Origin of the sequence: Mycobacterium paraense, assembly GCF_002101815.1 — a bacterium.
GTDB classification, from domain to species: Bacteria; Actinomycetota; Actinomycetes; order Mycobacteriales; family Mycobacteriaceae; genus Mycobacterium; species Mycobacterium paraense.
This window is the reverse complement of record NZ_LQPM01000007.1, coordinates 1-20,921: the sequence shown is the minus strand read 5'-3', so window position 1 is coordinate 20,921 and position 20,921 is coordinate 1. Positions and strand designations below refer to the sequence as shown.

At 70.9% G+C, this 20,921-nt stretch carries 16 protein-coding genes and 1 pseudogene; 6 read left to right on the top strand and 11 right to left on the bottom strand.

Annotated elements, in window-relative coordinates; all coding sequences use genetic code 11:
• Window positions 1-4: 4 nt before the first annotated feature.
• Window positions 5-1,168 (bottom strand): glycogen synthase, encoded by a 1,164-nt coding sequence (gene glgA / locus AWB89_RS05080; RefSeq protein ID WP_085104395.1) that lies wholly within the window; start codon window positions 1,166-1,168, stop codon window positions 5-7.
• A gap of 242 nt (window positions 1,169-1,410) precedes the next feature.
• On the opposite strand from glgA, the gene glgC reads away from it, so the two are divergent.
• Window positions 1,411-2,625 carry a glucose-1-phosphate adenylyltransferase gene (glgC, locus tag AWB89_RS05075; RefSeq protein WP_085104393.1) on the top strand — a complete coding sequence of 405 codons (1,215 nt, stop codon included), beginning with the start codon at window positions 1,411-1,413 and terminating at the stop codon, window positions 2,623-2,625.
• Window positions 2,626-2,704: 79 nt separating this feature from the next.
• Here the strand turns inward: glgC and AWB89_RS05070 are convergent, their stop codons facing one another.
• The 6 genes from AWB89_RS05070 to AWB89_RS05045 all read right to left on the bottom strand — a co-directional run bounded on the left by AWB89_RS05070 (window position 2,705) and on the right by AWB89_RS05045 (window position 9,030).
• Window positions 2,705-4,387, bottom strand: coding sequence for a CocE/NonD family hydrolase (locus AWB89_RS05070; RefSeq protein WP_085172041.1), 1,683 nt, complete (start codon window positions 4,385-4,387; stop codon window positions 2,705-2,707).
• Window positions 4,388-4,416: 29 nt separating this feature from the next.
• Window positions 4,417-5,091: a methyltransferase family protein gene (locus AWB89_RS05065; RefSeq protein WP_085172039.1), complete on the bottom strand. Its 675-nt coding sequence runs from the start codon at window positions 5,089-5,091 to the stop codon at window positions 4,417-4,419.
• A gap of 13 nt (window positions 5,092-5,104) precedes the next feature.
• Entirely contained in the window at window positions 5,105-6,745 is a 1,641-nt protein-coding gene (locus AWB89_RS05060) for an ABC transporter permease (protein ID WP_142282449.1), read from the bottom strand.
• A complete protein-coding gene (locus tag AWB89_RS05055; protein WP_085172037.1) occupies window positions 6,742-7,653 on the bottom strand; it encodes an ABC transporter ATP-binding protein in 912 nt (303 codons plus the stop codon). The genes AWB89_RS05060 and AWB89_RS05055 overlap by 4 nt, the downstream gene beginning before the upstream one ends.
• Window positions 7,643-8,281: a TetR/AcrR family transcriptional regulator gene (locus tag AWB89_RS05050; protein WP_085172034.1), complete on the bottom strand. Its 639-nt coding sequence runs from the start codon at window positions 8,279-8,281 to the stop codon at window positions 7,643-7,645. The genes AWB89_RS05055 and AWB89_RS05050 overlap by 11 nt, the downstream gene beginning before the upstream one ends.
• Before the next feature lie 80 nt (window positions 8,282-8,361).
• Window positions 8,362-9,030: an O-methyltransferase gene (locus tag AWB89_RS05045; protein ID WP_085172032.1), complete on the bottom strand. Its 669-nt coding sequence runs from the start codon at window positions 9,028-9,030 to the stop codon at window positions 8,362-8,364.
• 202 nt (window positions 9,031-9,232) lie between these two features.
• Here AWB89_RS05045 and sigE point away from each other — a divergent pair, with 202 nt between their 5' ends.
• Window positions 9,233-10,000 (top strand): RNA polymerase sigma factor SigE, encoded by a 768-nt coding sequence (gene sigE / locus AWB89_RS05040; RefSeq protein WP_085104381.1) that lies wholly within the window; start codon window positions 9,233-9,235, stop codon window positions 9,998-10,000.
• Window positions 10,001-10,002: 2 nt separating this feature from the next.
• On the opposite strand, the pseudogene AWB89_RS28225 reads toward sigE, so the two are convergent.
• A pseudogene (locus AWB89_RS28225) lies at window positions 10,003-11,078 on the bottom strand (PE family protein).
• A gap of 365 nt (window positions 11,079-11,443) precedes the next feature.
• On the opposite strand from AWB89_RS28225, the gene AWB89_RS05030 reads away from it, so the two are divergent.
• Window positions 11,444-11,866: a hypothetical protein gene (locus tag AWB89_RS05030; RefSeq protein WP_085172030.1), complete on the top strand. Its 423-nt coding sequence runs from the start codon at window positions 11,444-11,446 to the stop codon at window positions 11,864-11,866.
• Window positions 11,867-11,877: 11 nt separating this feature from the next.
• Here the strand turns inward: AWB89_RS05030 and AWB89_RS05025 are convergent, their stop codons facing one another.
• Window positions 11,878-12,609 carry a lipoprotein LpqH gene (locus tag AWB89_RS05025; RefSeq protein WP_085172028.1) on the bottom strand — a complete coding sequence of 244 codons (732 nt, stop codon included), beginning with the start codon at window positions 12,607-12,609 and terminating at the stop codon, window positions 11,878-11,880.
• A gap of 116 nt (window positions 12,610-12,725) precedes the next feature.
• Window positions 12,726-15,362, bottom strand: coding sequence for an ATP-binding protein (locus AWB89_RS05020; RefSeq protein WP_085172025.1), 2,637 nt, complete (start codon window positions 15,360-15,362; stop codon window positions 12,726-12,728).
• A gap of 232 nt (window positions 15,363-15,594) precedes the next feature.
• On the opposite strand from AWB89_RS05020, the gene AWB89_RS05015 reads away from it, so the two are divergent.
• Together AWB89_RS05015 and AWB89_RS05010 are read left to right on the top strand one after the other, a co-directional pair.
• The gene (locus tag AWB89_RS05015) at window positions 15,595-15,891 is read left to right on the top strand and encodes a hypothetical protein (RefSeq protein WP_085104373.1); all 297 of its coding nucleotides are present in this window, start codon (window positions 15,595-15,597) and stop codon (window positions 15,889-15,891) included.
• A 30-nt stretch (window positions 15,892-15,921) separates the two neighbouring features.
• Window positions 15,922-16,461, top strand: coding sequence for a hypothetical protein (locus AWB89_RS05010; protein WP_085172023.1), 540 nt, complete (start codon window positions 15,922-15,924; stop codon window positions 16,459-16,461).
• A 47-nt stretch (window positions 16,462-16,508) separates the two neighbouring features.
• Here AWB89_RS05010 and AWB89_RS05005 read toward each other — a convergent pair whose 3' ends face one another.
• The gene (locus AWB89_RS05005) at window positions 16,509-19,130 is read right to left on the bottom strand and encodes an ATP-binding protein (RefSeq protein ID WP_085172021.1); all 2,622 of its coding nucleotides are present in this window, start codon (window positions 19,128-19,130) and stop codon (window positions 16,509-16,511) included.
• 232 nt (window positions 19,131-19,362) lie between these two features.
• Between AWB89_RS05005 and AWB89_RS28220 the strand changes: the two genes are divergently transcribed.
• A partial coding sequence (locus AWB89_RS28220) for a PE family protein (RefSeq protein ID WP_142282446.1) occupies window positions 19,363-20,921 on the top strand: 1,559 nt, incomplete at its 3' end.

The window sequence follows — 20,921 nt, the reverse complement described above, 5'->3', positions numbered from 1 at the left end:
CGGCTTACGCCGACACCTTCCGGTAGATCTCCAGCGTCTGCTCGGCCGCGTGGGCCCAGGAGAAGTCCTCGATGCAGCGCTGGCGTCCCGCCTCGCCGTAGCGCTTAGCCTTATCCGGGTCGGCGATCAGCTCGTTGACCGCTTCGGCCAGCCCCGCCTCGTAGCCGGCCCCGTCGTCGGCGTCGTAATGCACCAGTGACCCGGTGCTCCCGTCCCTGACCACCTCGGGTATCCCGCCGACGTCGGACGCCACCACCGCCGTCGCGCACGCCATCGCCTCGAGGTTGACGATCCCCAACGGCTCATACACCGACGGGCACACGAAAACCGTTGCCGCCGACAGTATTTCCCGTAGCTCCCCGATGGGCAGCATCTCCCTGATCCAGAACACCCCGTCCCGGTCGCGGGCCAACTCGGCCACCGCGGCCCGAATCTCCTCCGCCAGCTCCGGGGTGTCGGGCGCGCCGGCGCACAGCACCACCTGTACGCCGGGGGCGAACCGGTGTGCGGCCGCGACCAGGTGGGCGACGCCCTTCTGCCGGGTGATGCGCCCGACGAACGCCACCATCGGCCGGCCCGGGTCCACCCCGAGTTCGGCCAGCACCGAACCGGTTTGCGTCGGGCCGGCGGGGTGCCACACGTTGGTGTCGACGCCGTTGCGGATGACGTGCACCAGGCTCGGATCCAGCGTGGGGTAGACGCGCAGGATGTCTTCGCGCATCGCGGCGCTGACCGCGATGACGGCGTCGGCGGCCAGCACCGCTGTCCGCTCGACCCACGTCGACACCCGGTAGCCGCCGCCGAGCTGTTCGGCCTTCCACGGTCGCAGCGGCTCGAGCGAATGCGCGGTGAGCACGTGCGGGATGTCGTAGAGCAACGCCGTCAGGTGCCCGGCCAGACCGGTGTACCAGGTGTGCGAATGCACGACCGTGGCCGCCGACGCGGCGTTGGCCATCATCAGGTCGGCGGACAGGGTGGCCAGCGCGGGGTTGGCGCCGTGGATGCGCGGGTCGGGTTGCTGCGCGAAGGCATCCGGACGGGGCGCGCCGATGCAGTGCACGTCGACCGAACACAGCCGGCGCAGCTGCGCAACGAGCTCGGTGACGTGTACCCCGGCCCCGCCGTAGACCTCCGGTGGGTACTCCCGAGTCATCATCGCCACCCGCATACTCCGCACCGTAGTTCGGCGAGGACGCCGCCCGCGAGTCGGGCGGCGCACAAATTCGAGAGAATCCGGTTTTCGTTCCGGTGGCGGTGCGGCCCGCTTGTGGGACTGCGCAATAATGGACGGTATCGGGTTGTGAAACGTGGCAAGAACTAAGCCAAATACCTTGACAGGCAGTCCGTCAGAACGGCGGCCACCGGGATTCCCCCTGGCAGCGGTTGGCGGCGGCCGATAGTTTGGGAGCCATGAGGGAAGCGCCACACGTGCTGGGCATTGTCCTGGCCGGGGGTGAGGGCAAGCGGTTGTATCCGTTGACCGCGGACCGGGCCAAACCCGCGGTTCCCTTCGGCGGCGCCTACCGGCTGATCGACTTCGTGCTCTCCAACCTGGTCAACGCCCGCTATCTGAGGATCTGCGTTCTCACCCAATACAAGTCGCATTCGCTCGACCGTCACATTTCGCAGAACTGGCGGTTGTCCGGCCTGGCGGGTGAGTACATCACCCCGGTGCCCGCGCAGCAGCGCCTCGGCCCGCGCTGGTACACCGGCTCGGCCGACGCGATCTACCAGTCGCTGAACCTGATCTACGACGAAGACCCGGACTACATAGTCGTTTTCGGCGCCGACCACGTCTATCGGATGGACCCCGAGCAGATGGTCGGCTTCCACATCGAGAGTGGGGCCGGCGCGACCGTCGCGGGCATCAGGGTGCCCCGCAGCGACGCGACCGCCTTCGGCTGCATCGACGCCGACGACTCCGGCCGCATCCGCGCCTTCGTGGAAAAGCCGCTGGATCCCCCCGGAACCCCCGATGACCCCTCGTCGACGTACGTGTCGATGGGCAACTACATCTTCACCACCAAGGTGCTCATCGACGCGATCCGCGCCGACGCCGACGACGACCACTCCGATCACGACATGGGCGGCGACATCATCCCGCGGTTGGTGGAGGACGGGCTGGCCGCGGTGTACGACTTCTCCGACAACGAGGTGCCCGGCGCCACCGACCGCGACCGGGGCTACTGGCGCGACGTCGGAACGCTGGACGCGTTCTACGACGCGCACATGGACCTGGTCTCGGTGCACCCGGTGTTCAACCTGTACAACAAGCGCTGGCCGATTCGCGGCGAGTCGGAGAACCTGGCGCCGGCCAAGTTCGTCAACGGCGGCTCGGCGCAGGAGTCGGTGGTGGGCGCCGGCAGCATCATCTCGGCGGCGTCGGTGCGCAACTCGGTGCTGTCGTCCAACGTGGTGGTCGACGACGGCGCGATCGTCGAGGGCAGCGTGATCATGCCCGGCGCCCGCGTCGGCCGCGGCGCTGTCGTGCGCCACGCGATCCTGGACAAGAACGTCGTCGTCGGGCCCGGGGAGATGGTCGGGGTCGATCTCGAGAAGGACCGCGAGCGCTTCGCGATCAGCGCCGGCGGCGTGGTCGCGGTCGGCAAGGGCGTCTGGATCTAGCGCGGCTTAGCTTGCCGAGCAGACGCAGAATCGCACTGTTTCGAGATGAAACGTGCGATTCTGCGTCTGCTCGCGTCTCTTAGGGGACCTCCGGGACCAGCAGGTGCGCGTCGTGGTGGGGACCCCAGTGCAGGGTGACGCGGCCGCGCGGTGAGTTCGCGTAGGCCGCCGGCATCTGCCCGACCAGCGGATTGGTCGGGCACAGCCATCGCCCGGCGACCACCAGCCGCAGCTCCTCGCCGGCGCGGAACAACGTCGCCGACGGGCCCAGCGCGACGTCGACCGCGACCACCTCGCCGGCGGACACGGGCTGCGGCTCCGCGCAGGCCGCGACGGGCTCCCACGGTCGCGAGAGCTCGGGGTCCAGCGCCCGCAGCGAGATCCGCTGCCACCCGGTGGTGACGCGGTCGCGGCCGTAGCCGTAGGAGCCCTCGAACGCGACGAACCGTCCGGCACGCCATTTCTCCACGCCCACGAACAGGTTGGCGTCGTCGCAGCCGTCCAGCGAGACCCACAACCGGGCGGCCATCGGCCCGGTCAGCTCGATGTCCGCCGGCAACGTCCAGGTGAATGACGCCGCGCGGGAACGCGTTTGGAACGCGATGCGGCCTGAGTCGGAGGGCCGGTCCGGCGTCAGCGTCCCGCCATCGCCGAGATACACAGGGCGCCAACGGGTCCGGGGCAGCGGCCAGTCCGCCTCCTCGCGCACCGCCGCGATGGTGTCGCGGTCCTCGCGCACCTCGAGCCGGACGCTGCGGGAACCGTCCGCACCGTCGAGCACGCCGCGGAAGAAGTCGAGTTGTTCGGCCAGCGCCGCTTCGGAGTAGAAGGTCGTCCATTTGCCGCCGCGGTGGGTGTAGAGGCGGGCGTGGGTGGAGCCTGCGCGCGTGAAGGCGCGGATCGAGCCGCGGCTGTGCAGGTTGTTGTCGGAGAAGCTTCCGCAAACCAGCATGGGCACCTTGATTGCGGACAGGTCGGGCACCACCGAGCGCCAGAAGTCGTCGCGCAGGGGATGGGCGTCCTGCATGGCCTCCAGGTCGTAGGCCTGCCGCGTGTCGCGGCGCAGGTTGCGCGACCACATCCGGGTGAAGCCCAATTCGCGCACGCCGCCGGGGAAGGTCAGGTCGCGATAGGCGTCGGTGAAGCCCTCCCACGGGCAGATCGCCCGCAGCGCGGGCGGTTGCAGAGCCGCCACGGCGTACTGGCTGATGGCCAGGTAGGACACCCCGAGCATGACGACGCGGCCGTCGCACCAGGGCTGGCCGGCGATCCACTGCACGACGTCGTAGGTGTCCTCGGCCTCCTTGCGCGACAGCAGGTTTCCGTTGCCGTCGGAGTGGCCGCAGCCGCGCGCGTCGGCGTTGACAACGGCGAAGCCCCGCGCGGTCCACCACGCCGGGTCCGGTGCCTCCCAACCGGTCAGCGCCGAGAAGATCACCGGTCGCGGCTGGCGCAACACCCGGTACTGCACGGAGAAGGTCCACCTGTTGCCCCGCCGCCTCGGCAGGTTGTCCTTGCCGTACGGGTGGATGCTCAGGATGGCCGGCCGCGGGACTTCGTCGGGCCTGCGGTGAACGTTGATGCGCAACGCCGTCCCGTCGCGGGTCGGGACGGCGACGTCGCGCTCGACGAGGAGGTCGGGCGGCCCATCGGTGACCGTGACGGGAGGTTTGGCGATGCCGCGCAGCCGGTCCAGCGCGTACCGGAGGGCGCCGGGGCGCCGCCACGGACGGTCAAGGGCCGGTGCCGAATTGCGCGCCACGGCAATACCTTAGGCGCATCCGTCGGGGGCTACCAGACGTTGGGCACCAGCCGGTAGCGCACGTGCTGCGCGTACTCCCGGTACCCGGGCAAGTCCTGGGTGAGCAGCTTCTCCTCGTCGAGGATGCGGAAGACGAGCACCGCGATGCCGGGGAGCACGAAGAGCAGGCCCCAGTAGGAGCCGAGCGCCAGGGGCATGCCGACCATCATGATCACGTTGCCGACGTACATCGGGTGCCTGACGAACTTGTAGACCCCGCCCGAGGCGACCCGCTGGCCCTGCTCGACCGTGACGGTGGCCGCCGCGTAACTGTTCTGGATGATGACCAGCATGGCTAGGCCCAGCCCGGTCGCCACCAGGACGTCGCCGAGCACGGACACCCATGGCGGCACCGTCGACCACCCCATCCGGTGGTCCAGGGCGCTGAACGCCATCATCGCGAAGAGGATGACGAACGAGCTTGTGATGATGACCTTTTGGGCGGCCCTGGTTTCGGCACGGGGCCCGGCGTGCATGCGGCGCTGCAGGGCCGCCGGGTTGTTGCGCGCCAGGTAGATCGTGGGGCCGAGCGACGCCGCGGTGAACACGGCGAGGAACGCCCACGCCTGCCAATAGCGCAGCGTGCCGGCCGGTCCGAACAGGATGAGGCCAACCGCGAGGGTCCCGAAGACCGAGGATGCCGTCAGCCGAACAGCAGTTTTCATGATCGTGCCCTCCCTAGCAACGTAGATCGCGACGCCGAAAAGCTATGACGCCCACGAGGATCAGCGCCGCGTCGATGGCCAGCAGCCACAGCAGCGGCACGGCGGTGAAATCGGCCCCCACCCGCGGGGTGTGCCCGAACGGTTCCAGGTCGAGCAACCACTGCGGGAACCGGGCCAACTCGCCGATCAGGTACACCGCGACGAACCCGACCAGCACGCCCCACGCCACGGGCGTGAACCGCGGCGCCAGGCCGAACAGCGCGACGGTGACCGCGGCGAGCAACCAGACGGCGGGCAGCTGCACGGCGGCGGTGCCGAGGACGCTGAGCACCTTGCCGGCGACGTCACCGGCCGCGATGCCGTACACGAGTCCGCCGGCGACGCCGCTGGCCAGCATCGCGACCGCGGAGCCGAGCAGCGCGGCGGCCAAATGGCTTGCCAGCCAACGCGTTCGGGAGACCGCGCCGGCCAATGCCGTCTCGGCGCGCTGGCCGGATTCCTCCTGATGCAAGCGCAGCGTGAGCGAGATGGCGAACGCGGCGGCGACCATGCCCATCATGGCGTACGCCACGGCGATGAAGGCCTCCTCCAGCGCGGAGGTGCCGCCCATCCGCGCCACGATGTCGCGCACGACGGTGCTGCCACCCAGCTCGTCGCCGATGCCGTGCACCACGCTGCCCATCAGCAGGCCGTACAGGAGCAGGCCCACCGTCCACAGCAGCAGCGCGCCGCGATCGAGCCGCCAGGTCAGGCCGTCGGTCCCGCGCAGCCGCATCCCGGCGGTGCCGGGGCCGGCGCGCTCGGCGATGAGCCCGGCGCCCACGTCGCGGCCCGCGAGCAACCAGTAGGCCACCAGCGTGAGCGCCGCCGTCGTCGCCAGGTGCAGCAGCAAAACCCACCAGCGGTCCCCGGCGTACGGCCTTACCTGCAGCGACCAGCCCAGCGGCGAGAGCCACGACAACCCGCCGCCGCCCGCGTCGCCGACGGCGCGCAGCGTGAACGCGGCCCCCAGCACGGCGAACGCGGCACCGCGGGCGAACCGGGCGCTCGGCGACAGTTGGGCGGTCACCGCGGCCACCGCGGTGAAGACCAGCCCGGAGCACGCCAGCGCCGCCCCGAACGCCAGCGAACCGGCCGCGGGGACGTCGGTCGTCAACAAACCCGCCGCCCCGATCGCGCCGGTGGCGATGGACGCCCCGAACGACAACAGCAGCGCCGCGCTCAGGCTGGCGTAGCGGCCGATCGCGGTCGAATCGACCAGCTCGGTGCGGCCGGTCTCCTCGTCGGCGCGGGTGTGCCGGATCACCGTGAGGATGACGGCCACCGCGATCAGCAGGTGGAACATCCCGGCCTTCCAAATGCCCACGGCCCCAAGGCTGTCGTTGTAGACCTGGCCGTAGAGCGCGCGCTGGGCCGGGCTGGCCATGATGGAGGCCGCGAACCCGGCCCGGTCGGCCTGGGTGGGGTAGACCTTTTCGATGCTGCCGACGTACACCGTGGCCAGCGGCACCGACAGCAGCAACACCCACAGCGGCAACGAAACCCGGTCGCGGCGCAGGTAGAGCCGCAGCATGTCCAGCGTCCCGGAGAAGTTCGAGGCGGCCCGCGGTGCCGGCTGTGCCGGGCGCGGCCGATCCAGCGTCGCGGTGCTCATGCCGAGACCTTGTCCGTGGTGTCGTAGTGGCGCAGGAAGAGTTCCTCGAGCGTCGGCGGCTGGCTGACCAGGCTGCGCACTCCGGCGTCGCCCAGCGCCCGGATGAGTTCGCCCAGGCTTTCGCTGTCCACCTGGGCGCGCAGCGTGTTGCCGTCGAAGCTGACGTCCTCGACACCCCTGATGCGGGTGATATCGCCCGGGTTGCCGATCATTTCGGCCTTGATCGAGGTGCGGCTGAGGTGGCGCATCGACTCCAGCGAGCCGCTCTCGACGGTCTTGCCGGCGCGGATGATCGTTACCCGTTCGCACAGCGCTTCCGTCTCGGCCAGGATGTGGCTGGACAGCAAGACCGTCGTGCCGCGGTCGCGCGCCTCGCCGACGCACTGCTGAAAGACGTTCTCCATCAACGGGTCCAGGCCGCTGCTCGGCTCGTCCAGCAGGAGCAGGCGGGCGTGCGAGCTGAACGCGGAAATCAGGGACACCTTTTGCCGGTTGCCCTTCGAGTAGGTGCGCGCCTTCTTGTGCGGGTCGAGGTCGAAGCGCTCGATCAGCTCGGCGCGGCGCCGTTCGTCGATGCCCCCGCGCATGCGGGCCAGCAGGTCGATGGTCTCGCCGCCGGTCAGCGACGGCCACAGGGTGACATCGCCCGGCACGTAGGCGATGTGGCGGTGCAGTGCCACCGCGTCGGTCCACGGGTCACCGCCCAGCAACCGGGCGGTTCCGCCGTCGGCCTTCACCAGGCCCAGCAGGACGCGGATGGTCGTCGACTTGCCGGCCCCGTTTGGGCCGAGGAAGCCGTGCACCTCACCCTCGCGCACCGTCAAATCCAGGCCGTCCAGGGCGCGCACCGCGCCGAAATTCTTGATGAGACCCCGGATTTCGATGGGTGCGACGTTGTTAGCTGGCATGGGATCCTCCTTGATCTTCGGCGGCCAGAAATGCGTCGTACATGGTGCGGTCGACCATCAGGCCCTCGCTGTAGATCTCGAGGGCGGGCAGGATCATCTCCCTGGCATAGTCGCGCAGAACCGCACGCAAATCCGTTGGCGTGTCGTGCATTTGCATGTAGAGCAGGAGGCTGCCGCCCCCGGTGATGCCGAGATACTTGGCCCTGGCCTTCGGGTCACGGCTGGGCTTGATCGTCCCGGCCCGCACGCCCTCTTCCATGTACTCCTCGGCGTTGGCAATCATCCTCTGCCACAACATCTTCGCCAAGTCGCCCCCGGTCTGCATGCTGCGCACCACGTAGGCCGTCAGCGGTGCAAACTCCTCGATCTCGGCGAGCTGCGCGAACCAGGTGGCGGGGTCGTTGGACCGCATCGCCTCCGATTTGGTGCTGCGGATCTCTTCGGCGACGTAGTCGTCGCAGGCCTTGCGCAGGCCTTCCTTGGAGCCGAAGTGGTGGATCACCAGCGCGGCGCTGACGCCCGCGGCTTCGGCGATGGCGCGCAGGCCCACGTCGAACCCGTGCTGGCCGAACTGCTCGATGGCCGCGTCGCGGATCCGGGCGGCGGCCGTCAGGTCGGCTGAACGCATGTTCAGTACACTAAACGCGCGTTCAGTCGGCGGTCAAGGGGGCGCCCCGTCAGGAATCCGTAAAGAAAGTTGGCCGCGAACTAGTCGCGGACCGCGGCCAGCAGCCCGTCGCCGAGCGGCACCAGCGCGGGGGTGAGCCGCTCGTCCTCGGCGATGAGCCGGGCCGCCTCGCGCACCGCGGTCACCTCGGCGTCGCGGGCCGCGGGGTCGCCCGCCCGGCCGCCGAGCGCCGCGCGGTGCACCACGATGACGCCGCCGGAGCGCAGCAGTCGCACGCCCTCGACGACGTAGTCGGGCTGGTCGATCGGGTCGGCGTCGATGAACACCAGGTCGTAGGACTCGTCGGCGAGCCGGGTGAGCACCTCCTGGGCGCGGCCGCTGATCAGCCGGGTGCGCGAGGGTCCGATGCCGGCCTCGGAGAACGACTGCTTGGCGAGCCGCAGGTATTCGGGCTCGATGTCGATCGTCGTCAAGACGCCGTCCTCGGCCATGCCCGACAACAACCAGAGGCCGCTGACACCGGCGCCGGTGCCCACCTCGGCGACGGCCTTGCCACCGCTGAGCTTGGCCAACAGGCTCAACAGCGCCCCGACCGCCGGCGTCACCGCGCCGGCGCCGATCTCGACGGCGCGCTCCCGGGCCGCCGCCAGCAGCGCGTCCTCCGAGATCGACCCCTCGGCGTGGGCGCTCAGTGACTCGGCTCGACTGGTGGCCGTCTGGCCGGGGGCTGCTGCGTCGGTGCCGTCCATGTCCCGCAGCGTATTCCAAATCGCCGCGCGGTCCGGCAGGCGCGCCTGATTCGATCGGTGCCGACACGCCCGGCGACCGAGGGGCGACCCAACTCACTCGCCCGGCGGTTCGCGCTGTTCAACGCAGGTAACGATCTGGTTTCTCAGCCAAACCTCAGATTGCTCCTATGTCGTGCATACGCCGATGGGCGACGGTATCCCTATGGAACGGGGGACCGGGAATAGTTCTCGCCGGATTGGGAATACACGTTTGCAGCTTCGCGTTGACGCGGCTGACGAGCTGTCAGGCTTCTCTGGCAGGGAAAATCCGGAGGATTCAATCATCACAGCGCTTTTGAGCCCGACCACGATGTCGCACGCCCAGGACTGCCGGGACGACGAATGGGTGGAGCCGACGGACGCGTTGCAGGGCACCGCGGTGTTCGACGCGACCGGGGACAAGGCGACGATGCCGTCGTGGGACGAGCTGGTGCGCCAGCACGCCGACCGGGTGTACCGGCTGGCCTACCGCCTGTCAGGCAACCAGCAGGACGCCGAGGACCTGACCCAGGAAACCTTCATCCGCGTGTTCCGCTCGGTCCAGAACTACCAGCCCGGCACCTTCGAGGGCTGGCTGCACCGCATCACCACCAACCTGTTCCTGGACATGGTGCGTCGGCGCGCCCGCATCCGCATGGAGGCGCTGCCCGAGGACTACGACCGGGTGCCCGCCGACGAGCCCAACCCCGAGCAGATCTACCACGATGCGCGGCTGGGGCCCGACCTGCAGGCCGCGCTGGATTCGCTGCCGCCGGAGTTTCGCGCCGCGGTCGTGCTGTGTGACATCGAGGGGCTGTCCTACGAGGAGATCGGCGCCACCCTGGGCGTGAAACTGGGAACCGTGCGCAGCCGCATCCACCGCGGGCGCCAGGCGTTGCGCGACTACCTCGCCGCGCACCCCGCGCAGGGCGAGCAGCTCAGGTCGGCGTAGCGCTAACCGTCCTGACCGGACGCGCCGGTGGCGCCGACCTTGCCGTCGGCCCCATTAGCGCCCGTTTGGGTCGAGCCGATGCCACCGGTGCCGCCCGTACCGAGGCCGCCGCCGGCGCCCCCGCTGCCGCCGACCCCGCCACCGCCGGCCGCGCCGTTGGTGCCCGACTGGCCCATCAACAGGCCTCCGGGACCGGCCATCCCGCCGAGGCCGCTGCCGCCGCCATTACCGCCCGTGCCGCCGGTTCCGCCGTTGGCGCCGCCGCCGCCTTGTCCGCCCAAGTTCGAAAGCGCGCCCAGGGCAGGGCCACCGTGACCGCCGTTGCCGCCCGTTCCGCCGGGACCCCCGAATCCGCCCGGACCGCCTGTTCCGGCGTTGCCGCCGTTGCCGCCATCACCCAGCAGGCCACCGGCGCCGCCGCTACCACCCGGACCTCCAATACCGCCGTTGCCGCCGACGCCCCCGGTCCCGCCGTCACCGCCGAGGCCGCCGAAGCCCCCGACCGAGAAGGTGGTGGCATTGTCGGCGTCACCGCCGCTGCCGCCCGTGCCGCCGGTGCCGCCGGCCGCGCCGGCGCCGCCGGTCCCGCCGGTGCCGATGAGCCCGGCGGGGCCGCCGTTGCCGTCCGCCTGGCCGGGCAGGCCGTCGCCGCCCGGCCGCCGTTTCCGAACAAGAGCCCGCCGGGGCCGCCGGCCTGGCCGGGGCCGCCGGGCGTTCCGGGTCCGACGAGCGGCCGGCCGATGACCGCCTCGACGGGCGCGTTGATGACGCCTTCCAGGGTCTGCAGCGGCGACAGGTTGGCCGCCTCCGCGGCGGCGTACGCCCCGGCGCCCCCGGACAGGGCCTGTACGAACTCCGCATGAAACGCCGCCGCCCGGGCGCTGAGCGCCTGGTAGGCCTGGGCGTGATCGCCGAACAGCGCCGCGATGGCGGCCGATACCTCGTCGGCGCCCGCCGCGAGTATCCCGGTCGTGGGGCCCGCCGCCGCGGCGTCGGCCGCGCGGACGGTGGCCGCGATGTTCTCCAAATCCGTTGCCGCCGCTGCCAAATCGCTCGGCGCCGCAATCACATACGACATCGTCTGCCTCCCAACGGTTTAGGAGGCCCGGCGAAGGCTGGGGCGACAGCGACGGCCGCACCGTGTCCGGATGCGCCGTTGCATTGCGGTGGCCTCGCCGGGCCGCTCGTTGTGCAGTGTGCGCCGGTGGGCCGCCGCGGTTGATGGAGAATTTTCCCATTTATTTGTCCTGCCGGGCGGCCGCGTCGGGCGGGCGGCGCGCGAACACCCTGGCCGAAAAGATAGGGAAAATTCCCCATCAATCGGCGGCGCTCGCCACGACACACTGTGGGCAGCACTCACATCCGGCAGTGAGCCGGCAACAAAGGAGACACCGTGAACACTCGCACCCGTACGCAGACGACGGTCAGGCAGAGGTAAGCCCCATGGACGCGGGTTTGATCGTGAGCTTGAGCCTAGGGCTCCTGACGGTGGGCAGCATCCTCGGGATCTTGTGGTTCATCATGTCGATGTGGTCGAAAGCGGGGCTGCTGCATGACAAGATGCTGCAGGGTCCCTCGTTCACCGGTTCCGCATTGCTGGGAACTGCGCGCGTCGTGTCGCTGCAGACGACCGGCATGAGCATAGAACGAAGCGGTCACCCGCCGGCATATCGGTGCCAGATCGGGTTACAGGTGGAGCTTCCTGGTAGTCCGCCCTACGACGCGACAGTTAGTCAGTTCGTCGGCATGTTCTCGATGTCCGCGCTCGAGCGGGGCGCGCGCGTGCCGGTGCACGTCGATTCGGCCAACCCCTACAACGTCCGCGTCGATTTCAGCCAGCTTCCCGGTCTTCCCGCCAGCCCTTAGCTCCGCATCGTCTACTTGCCGGCGGAGCAGCTCACGTCGATCTCGAAGGGTTTTAACGTCCGCTTCAGGTCTGAATGCTCGACGACCTCCCCCGTGATCCGGTAGGAATCGCCGGTTCGAGTGACGGCAGCGCGGCCTTCGCCGGTGTTTTCGTCGAAGGTAAACCCTTGGCCCGCGGGGTTGAGCAGGAGCGAATGGACGGTCGGAGCGCTCGTGTCGTTCAGCGAGATCGCGTAAATGCCCGGGTTCGAGCCGACCGAAATGTCCAGCATGGGTGGCGATTGCAAGGAAAAGCAGGTGATGTCGGTCGGGGCGATCTGATCCCTGCCATCAATTTTCACCCGCACATGCCCGCCTTCCCTCATGGCGGGGGACGGCGCCGACGTGCGGGGAGGGCTGTACTTGCTGCAGTCGATGCCGCTGGTGCTGCCGTGGGCGCAGGCATAAGCGTCCCACGCGTCGTTGTGGGAATACCGCGACAGACCCCACGTGACAAGTGCCGGGCCGACGAACAGCAGCGACAACGCCACGAAGGCAACAGCCCACGGGTGTCTGCGCCACAGCGGTCGGCGACGTGGGCCGCCGGCTCCCGAAACCGCGGGGAAGGGCCGCCAGCCGACGCCGCCCGGGACATCACGTTCTATCCCAAAGCCACTCGGGCCGGCGGAGTTTCGCGTCGCGTTCAGGTCGGCCTGCATACGCTCCAGCTCGGAGATGCGCTTCTCTGGGTCGTCCTGTTTCATCGGCAATCCATCCCGCAAATTCCGGTGCCTCCGTCGTCGACGCCGGTTGGCGCCGGGGAATAGTGTGCGCGCGGGAGCGGGCGCAGTTGATGGGGAATTTTCCCCATTTCTTTCGTCTAGCCGGGCTGCTGGACCTGCCGGGCGTGGGCGGCGGCTTGGGTGCGGTTGTCGGCGCCGAGTTTGGTCAGGATTGATTCGACGTGGTGGCCGACGGTTTTGCGGCTCAGGGAGAGTTTGGTGGCGATGTCGGCGTCGCTGTGGCCGGCGGCGATGAGGGTCAGCACTTCGCGTTCGCGGCGGCTCAGTCCGTCGGGGTCGGCGTGCAGGTCGGTGCGGCGGGTGCGGCGGGTGGGGCCGCGTAGTTGGGTGAGGCGTTGGCGGGCGCGGCGGGCGGCGGCGGTGGCGCCCAGTCCGCGGAAGGTGGCCAGTGCGGCTTCCACGGCGGGGATGTCGCCGCCGAGTTGGGCGATGGCCGCCTCGTAGGGGCAGCCGCGGCGCGTCCATTCGGCGACGGCGGCTTGCCAATCACCGCTGACCTCCAGTTGGAGCGGATTAATCGGGTTGTCAACGGGTGTGGGTGTGCCTCCGGGAAGTTGCACCCACCGGTGCAGCTGCCAAGTCACCCATGGATCAAGCTCCCTGCCCGACGTCCGCAGTGCGCTCTGCGCCTCGCCGCGAGCGGTGTCGTCGTCGCCGGCCAGCCACGCGGCCTCGGCGCGCACGGCCCGCACCGGAAAGAACGGCACATCGTCTAGCTCGCAGCTGGCCGCGGCCTCATCGAGCGGGGAGGTGGCCGGTTGTTCGCCGCGGCGCGCGTGAATAAGGGCGAGGGTCAGCCGCGCCAGGAGTCGATGCACGACGGGCAGTCCGGGGCGGGTGAGCACATCCTCGGCGCACGTGCGGGCGCCGGCCCAGTGGCCGCGATGCAGGCCGACCAACGCGGTGGCGACCGTGCCAATCGCCTCATACGTGTAGATGTCGTGGTCGCGGCAGTATGCGAGGAAGTCGGCGATGTAGCCATCGGCCCGATCCAGGTCGTAGTGCAGCGCCGCCACCACGCAGAGGAAGCCCCCGAGGATTCCGGCCGTCTCGCGGCGCGCGTCGGTGGCCATCGCGCCGCGCCAGACCGCTTCCAGCTCTTCCCAGCCGTTGTCGGTGTGCAGCGGACGGGCTAGCGCGGCAAACCCGCGGGCCCGCGCGACCACCGCGTCATCACCCAGCTCGGTGCCCACCGCGATCGCCCGGGCCGCATAATCGGCGGCGTCCGGGTCGAAATCAAACACGCCCTGCTCGGCCACGTTGGCCAGGGCCCAGGCCAGCTGCGGGCACGCACCGCTGTCCTGGGCCAGCCGCAGCGAGGCCCGCCCCGCCTCGCCGGCCTCCCGGAGGCGCCCCATCGGCCACAACATAAACGAAAGCGAGCGGAGGTCCTCGGCCTCGGCGAGGCGATCACCCAGCGCGTGGCGCATCGCGCTCGCCTCCCGCCACGACGAGACCGACGCCTCAGCCAGCCCGCAGAAACCGGTGGCCAACGCGTGTTGCTCGAGCCAGACCACCTTCTGCTCGGCTGGAGCGGTGTGGGCGTGGCGCAGCGTGAGGGCGTAGAGGTCGGCGGCTTGGCGATGGGCACCCAAGCCGCCGGCGCGCTGCGCTGCGGCGACGCCAAACCGAACCGCTGCCTCATGGTCGCCCGCCTGGTCGGCGTGAAACGCCAACGCCGCAAAGGTGTTCGGATTGATTGGTGGTGCGGCCAACGCGGCCAGTGCCCGTCTGTGCAGCGCTTTGTGCTGGTAGTCGTCGATGCGCTCCAACGTGGCGCGCCGAGCCAGCTCATGGCGAAACCCAACCGCATCCCCTTCGGCGACCAACACGCCCGCATCCAGGCATTCGGCCAAACCCGCGTCCGCTGCGGGGCAGACCTTCTGCACTAACGCCGGCTCAGCGCGTGGTCCGCACACCGCCACCGCCTGCGCCGTGTCGCGCGCGCCCGGGGACAGCCGGGCTAGCCGGCCCCATACCGCCTCGAAAACGCTGCGCGGCAACAGATTACGGCCGCTCGCGTCCACGCCGGCGGCCACCACCTCGGTGACGAAGAACGGGTTCCCGCCGGTGAGGTCGTGTAACCGGTCGGCGTTGACGCCGCTGCCCGCGGCGAGGACCGCCACCGCGTCGCGGCTCAGCGGTTCCAACCCGATGCGGCTCAGCGCCGCGCAGCTCGCCACGTCCCCCAGCGCCACCGCCAACGGGTGTTGCGCGTCGAGCTCGTCGTCGCGATAGGACACCACCAGCAGCAGCGGCAGCGATCCGATGCGGCGTGACAAAAACCGCAGCAGGTCCAGCGTGGCCCCGTCGGCCCAGTGGGCGTCCTCGATGACCCACACCCAGCGGTGCCCGGCGCGCAACAGCGCCAGCAGGCGCCGGTACAGGGCCGCGGTGTCGCCGGCGTCGATCGCCGCGCCCACGGGCTGGGCCGCCTCCGGTCCGAGCCCGGCCAGGGCGTCCAGCACCGGGCCCAGCGGGCGCGGCGCCGCCAGCGGGTCACAGCCGCCACTGAGCACCTGAACCGCGGGATCCAGTGCGGCGCCGAATCTTCTGAGCACCGCGGTCTTGCCGATTCCGGCCTCCCCGCGCAGCAACACCACTCGGCCCGCGCCGCGCCGCACGCCACGTGCGAGGGCGCCCAGCTCGGCCAGCACCTGCTCCCGCTCGAGCAATCGCTCTGCGGGCACCGGACGTCGCGGTGCCCTCGTCATCTGCGGTGTCCCGAAACATTCGGGGGCCCCGAAAAATGGGGAAAATTCCCCATCAACCGCGCCCGGCCTCCGGCGCACAATTCATAGCGAGCGCCCCAACAGGCCGCCCGACGAGTTTGAGGGGCCACACTAACCGCACATCCGGACATGATGCGGATTCACTGTAGCTCCGACGGCGCCCCGGGCGCGCCCTCTACGGCTTGTCAAAGACCGTGCAACGGAAGGAGCAGCCATGAAATCGAGGCGCACCGTGCGGCGGATCGCGGTCGCGGCAGCGATGACGGGCGGCATCGCGGTGGCCGGTATGGGGCCGTCCGTCGGCGCCGCCCAAGCCGTCGGAGGCCCACTGCAATGGTGTCCGGGACAACCGTTGCCCGGGGGCGGCGTGAAATGGGATATGACGGTGTGCCACACCTACTACTACGTGATGACGGGGCAGGGCAATTCGGGTTCCCCGTATATCTGGGACGGCCCGAATCCGCCGGCATATCAACCGCCACCCAACATGCCGCCGTTGTGGGTGCCGTGAGCTGGACAACTCGTTCAGGGCGGATGTTCGATGACGGACCAGGGTGACCTCGAGAGACGCATCGCCGAGCTCGAACGCCGGCTGGCCGACGCGAAAGCGGCCGACGGCGCCGACGCGCCGTTCACGGTCGACGCCCCGCGAGGGCTTGGCGGTACCCGTGCCCCGGACGAGACGGCGCGCGGTGACGGGCGCGTGTGGATCTTCTTCGGACTGGTGTTCGTCCTCCCGGTCGCTGCCGTCGTCTGCCTATGTGTCACAACGGCATTGGTGACCTTCGCACCATCGAGCGCGATGTGGATGAGCGGGATCGTGTGCGGCGCTGGGTATGACCTGGCCAACGACAACAGGCACTACGGCACGCCGTCGGGCGGGTCGGGCACCACGATGAGCTTCCGGTGCGTCAGCGGGCAGAACTCGTATCACGCCAGCGATTTCGCGGTCTTCGGGCTGCAGTTCTTGCTCGTGGGGGTCGTGTTGTGCGCCGCGGTGGCGGTCGGCGTCCTGATGTGGCGGCTGTCGCCCAAGCGCGCAACCGAGCGCCGCCGTCGCCACCCGCGCGGGTGGCGCTGATCACGGCGATCGTCCCGATGCCCGGGTCGTACCGCTCGGGGACGTCCTCAGCCCCGCGAGGCGGTGATCTGGCGCTCGCGGGCGTGGGCGGCGGCTTGGGTGCGGTTGTCGGCGCCGAGTTTGGTCAGGATTGATTCGACGTGGTGGCCGACGGTTTTGCGGCTGAGGGAGAGTTTGGTGGCGATGTCGGCGTCGCTGTGGCCGGCGGCGATGAGGGTCAGCACTTCGCGTTCGCGGCGGCTCAGTCCGTCGGGGTCGGCGTGCAGGTCGGTGCGGCGGGTGCGGCGGGTGGGGCCGCGTCGTTGGGTGAGGCGTTGGCGGGCGCGGCGGGCGGCGGCGGTGGCGCCCAGTCCGCGGAAGGTGGCCAGTGCGGCTTCCACGGCGGGGATGTCGCCGCCGAGTTGGGCGATGGCCGCCTCGTAGGGGCAGCCGCGGCGCGTCCATTCGGCCGCCGCGCCTTGCCAGTCGCCGCACGCCTCGAGTTGGAATGGGGCGCTGAGTTTTTCGTGGCCGTCGGGTTCGCCGCCGGCCAAACGCAGCCACCGGTGAAGGGACCCGACCAGCAAGGGGTGCGCGTGTTCGGGGGCGCTCGCCAGCCCGTCGCGCGCCTCGGCGCGGGCGCAATCGTCGTCGCCGCGCAGCCAGGCGGCCTCGGCACGCGCGGGCCACAGCGGTCCCAGGCGAAAGAAGTCGTCGGGTTCGGCGGTCGTCAGGGCCTCGTCGAGCAGCGGGAGTGCCGGTCGGCGGCCGCACCGGGCGTGGATCAAACCCAGGGTGGTCAACGGGAGAAACCTGTGCAGCGGGGTCATCGCGGGCCGGGACAGCACGTCCTCGGCGTAGGCGGCGGCGCGGTCCCAATCCCCGCGGTGCAGGGCGACCAGCGTTGCCGCGGACAGCGCCAGCGGCTCGAATGTGGCCAAATCGTGGGCGGCGCAGAACGCCGTCGTCTCGGCGATGTAGCCCTCGGCACGATCCAGCTCGTAGAGTTGCGCCGACTGCCAGCACAGGCCCATGCCCATCAGCCCGGCGAGTTCGGCGAACTCCGGGCCGCCCATCGCCTCTCGCCACACCGCCTCGACCTCGTCAAAGCCCACACCGGTATGCACGAGCCCGTTGAGGGCCGCATAGTAATTGGCCTTCAGGACGATGGCCGGCAAGCCGAGCTGGGTACCCAGAGCGCTTGCGCGGGAAGCGTATTCGGAGCAGGCCGGGTCGTAGGCCAGCATGGAAAGCTCGGCCAGGTGAGCCAGCGACGCGGCGAGCTGCGGGGTGGGCCCACACTGCTCCAGCAGTCGTAACGACGCCTGACCCGCCTTCCTGGCCTGGGATAGCCGGCTCAGCACGTGCGACAGGCGGTGCAAGTCGTCGCCCTCGCCCAGCGGATCGTCCAGCTGGTGCCGAAGCGCGATCGCGTCCCGATACGAGCGCACGCACGCCTGCACGTGACCGCCCAGGTAACTGGCCCGCGCGTGCTGCTCGATCCACGCGACCCTCTGTTCGGCGGGGGCGTTGCCCGCGTGGCGCAGCACCAGCGCGTACAGGTCCGCGGCCTCGCGGTGCGCCCCCAGGCCGGCGGCACGCTGCGCGGCGCCGAGCCCGTAGTGCATCGAGGCGTCATGGTCGCCGGCCTCCTCCGCGTGAAAAGCCAACGACGCCAGCGTGTTCGGATCGATCGGCGGTTCGGTCAGCGCGCGCAGCGCGCGGGAATGCAACGCCTTGCGCTGATAGTCGTCGATGCGGTCGAGCGTGGCGCGCCGCGCCAGTTCGTGGCGGAACCGCACCGATTCCCCCTCGGCGAGCAGCATTCCCGCGTTCAGGCATTCTGTCAGCCCGGCACCGGCGGCCGGACACAGGCGGCGCACCAGGGCCGCGTCGGCGCGCGGACCGCAGATCGCCACCGCCTGGGCCGTCGCCCGCGCGCCCGTGGAAAGCCGGGCCAGCCGTCCCCAGACCGCCTCGGAAACGCTGCGCGGCAACGTGTTCCGGCCCATCGCGTCGGCGCCGGCGGCCAGCACTTCGGTGACGAAGAACGGGTTCCCGCCGGTCAGCGCGTGCAGCCGGTCGGCGTTGAGCCCGCTGCCCGCGGCCAGCGCCGCCACCGCGGCATTGCTGAGCGGGTCCAACCCGATGCGGGTCACCGCCGCACAGGTCGCCACGTCGCCGAGCGCGACCGCCAAGGGGTGGTGTGCGTCTAATTCGTCGTCGCGATAGGACACCACCAGCAGTAGCGGCAGCGACCCGATGCGCCGCGCGAGGAAGCGCAGCAGGTCGAGGGTTGCGCCGTCGGCCCAGTGGGCGTCCTCGATGATCCACACCCACCGCCGCCCGTCGCGCAGCACCGCGAGCAGCCTCCGGTACAGCGCTGCGGTGTCACCGGCGTCGATCGCGTCACCCAGTGCGCCGGCCGCGGCGGGACCCAACCCGGTCAGGGCGTCCAGCAGCGGACCCAGCGGCCGCGGCGCCGCCAGCGGGTCGCACCCGCCCCACAACACCGACACCGTGCGTTCGAGCCCGCCGGTGAATCCGGTGATCACCGCGGTCTTGCCGATCCCGGCCTCGCCGCGCAGCAACGCCACCCGGCCGGCGCCGCGGCGCACCCCCCGCGCCAGCGCGGCGAGCTCGGTCAGCACGGCCTCGCGCTCGAGCAAGCGTTCCGCCGGACCGCCCACTGTTTTCACGATGCCGTTCCCGCCCGCTGCCGCGAAAAATGGGGAAAATTCCCCATCAACCGCACCGACCCGCCGGCGCACGCTACATAGCGAGCGGCCTCGGAGGCCGCCCGCCACGACTGAGGGGCCACGGCTACCGCACCTGCGGACATGATGCGGGTCAACTGTAGCTCCGAGGCCGCGCGGGCGCGCCCGAAGTGAGTCGCCGAGCAGTCGGCCGTGGAGGTGCGGGATGTCATTTGTCGTTGCGGCGCCGGGGTCATTGGCGGCGGCGTCGGAGACACTGTCGGGGATCGGCGCGGCGCTGCGGCAGGCTAATTCCGCGGCTTCCGGGTGGACCACCGAGGTGGCGGCCGCGGCCGACGATGAAGTGTCGCTTGCCATTTCGGCGGTGTTCGGGGGCTACGCGCGCGACTTCCAGGCGCTGAGCGCGCGGGCGATGGCGTTTCACGACGAATTCGTGCAGTCGCTGGCGGGGGCGGGTGGCTCCTATGCGGCCACGGAGGCGGCGAGCGCCAACCCCCTGCAGGCCCTCGAGGACGACGTCCTGGCCGTCATCAACGCGCCCACCGAAACGTTGTTCAGCCGCCCCCTGATCGGCCCGGGTGCCAACGGCGCGCCCGGGACGGGCCAGCCCGGCGGGCCGGGAGGGTTTTTGTGGGGCAGGGGCGGCGACGGCGGGTCGGGGGCGCCCGGCCAGACCGGCGGCGCCGGCGGGCCGGCGGGACTGTTCGGCAACGGCGGGATGGGGGGCGCCGGCGGAAACGCGGCGGCACCCGGCGGGACCGGCGGCGCCGGTGGCAATGGCGGATCGGGTGTCAGCGTCGGCACGGTCGGCGGCAACGGCGGGGCCGGCGGCGTCGGCGGTCCGAGTCTGGCGCCGCTGGCGTGGGCGGGCGGCCAGGGCGGGCCAGGCGGCGTGGGCGGTACCGGAAGCGTCGGCGCCTCGGGCAACGCCTTCCTCGGCGGACCCGGTCATATCGGCAGCGCCGGCGGCCTGGGCGGGCCGGGCGGCGCCGGTGGGGCGAGTTTGGGGATTCTTGGTCACGGCGGGTCCGGCGGTGTCGGTGGCGCCGGCGGAATGGGCGGTAACGGCGGCGCCGGTGTCACTTCCCTGCTCGGAGGCGACGGCAGCGTCGGCGGCATCGGGGGGACGGGCGGTACCGCGGGTCCGGGCGGCGCGGGCGGTCCCGGCGGATTGTTCGGGGCGCCCGGCGCCAACGCGCCGTTCGGGATTGGCGGCACCGGCGGGACCGGCGGAGCGGGCAGCGACGCCACCGCGGGTTCGGGTCCCGGAGCCCCCGGCCACACCGGCGGCGCGGGCGGCGCCGGCGGCCAGGGCGGAAACGCGGGTGCCGGTGGGACGAACGGGACCGGCGGAAACGGCGGCCAGGGCGGCAAAGGCGGCGACGGCTACAGCTACACCACGAGCTTCTTCAGCGGCCTGAACGGGGGCTTCGGCGGGCAGGGTGGCGCCGGCGGGGACGCCGGCGCGGCGGGAACCGGCAGCGGCAATGCCGGTCACGGGGGAACCGGGGGCACCGGCGGCCAAGGCGGTGCGGGCGGCCGCGCTGACGTCGGCGCCCTCGGCGCCGGGACGAACCTCAGCGCCGGGGGATTCGGCGGCGACGGCGGCCCGGGCGGCCAGGGCGGAGCAGGCGGCGGCACGCCCTTCGGCGGCACCAACGGCGATGGCGGCCAGGGCGGCACCGGCGGAAACGGCGGTTGGGGCGGCGCAAACTCCGCGTCAGCGTCCTCGCTGAACGCGGTCGCCGGCGGCGGCGTTCAGCG

What these genes read in the sequence shown, in the direction of transcription:
- glgA (WP_085104395.1), bottom strand. Translation starts at nt 1,168, where the DNA reads ATGCGGGTGGCGATGATGACTCGGGAGTACCCACCGGAGGTCTACGGC.
- glgC (WP_085104393.1), top strand. Translation starts at nt 1,411, where the DNA reads ATGAGGGAAGCGCCACACGTGCTGGGCATTGTCCTGGCCGGGGGTGAG.
- AWB89_RS05065 (WP_085172039.1), bottom strand. Translation starts at nt 5,091, where the DNA reads ATGAAAACTGCTGTTCGGCTGACGGCATCCTCGGTCTTCGGGACCCTC.
- AWB89_RS05060 (WP_142282449.1), bottom strand. Translation starts at nt 6,745, where the DNA reads ATGAGCACCGCGACGCTGGATCGGCCGCGCCCGGCACAGCCGGCACCG.
- AWB89_RS05055 (WP_085172037.1), bottom strand. Translation starts at nt 7,653, where the DNA reads ATGCCAGCTAACAACGTCGCACCCATCGAAATCCGGGGTCTCATCAAG.
- AWB89_RS05050 (WP_085172034.1), bottom strand. Translation starts at nt 8,281, where the DNA reads ATGCGTTCAGCCGACCTGACGGCCGCCGCCCGGATCCGCGACGCGGCC.
- AWB89_RS05045 (WP_085172032.1), bottom strand. Translation starts at nt 9,030, where the DNA reads ATGGACGGCACCGACGCAGCAGCCCCCGGCCAGACGGCCACCAGTCGA.
- sigE (WP_085104381.1), top strand. Translation starts at nt 9,233, where the DNA reads ATGGAACGGGGGACCGGGAATAGTTCTCGCCGGATTGGGAATACACGT.
- AWB89_RS05030 (WP_085172030.1), top strand. Translation starts at nt 11,444, where the DNA reads ATGGACGCGGGTTTGATCGTGAGCTTGAGCCTAGGGCTCCTGACGGTG.
- AWB89_RS05025 (WP_085172028.1), bottom strand. Translation starts at nt 12,609, where the DNA reads ATGAAACAGGACGACCCAGAGAAGCGCATCTCCGAGCTGGAGCGTATG.
- AWB89_RS05020 (WP_085172025.1), bottom strand. Translation starts at nt 15,362, where the DNA reads ATGACGAGGGCACCGCGACGTCCGGTGCCCGCAGAGCGATTGCTCGAG.
- AWB89_RS05015 (WP_085104373.1), top strand. Translation starts at nt 15,595, where the DNA reads ATGAAATCGAGGCGCACCGTGCGGCGGATCGCGGTCGCGGCAGCGATG.
- AWB89_RS05010 (WP_085172023.1), top strand. Translation starts at nt 15,922, where the DNA reads ATGACGGACCAGGGTGACCTCGAGAGACGCATCGCCGAGCTCGAACGC.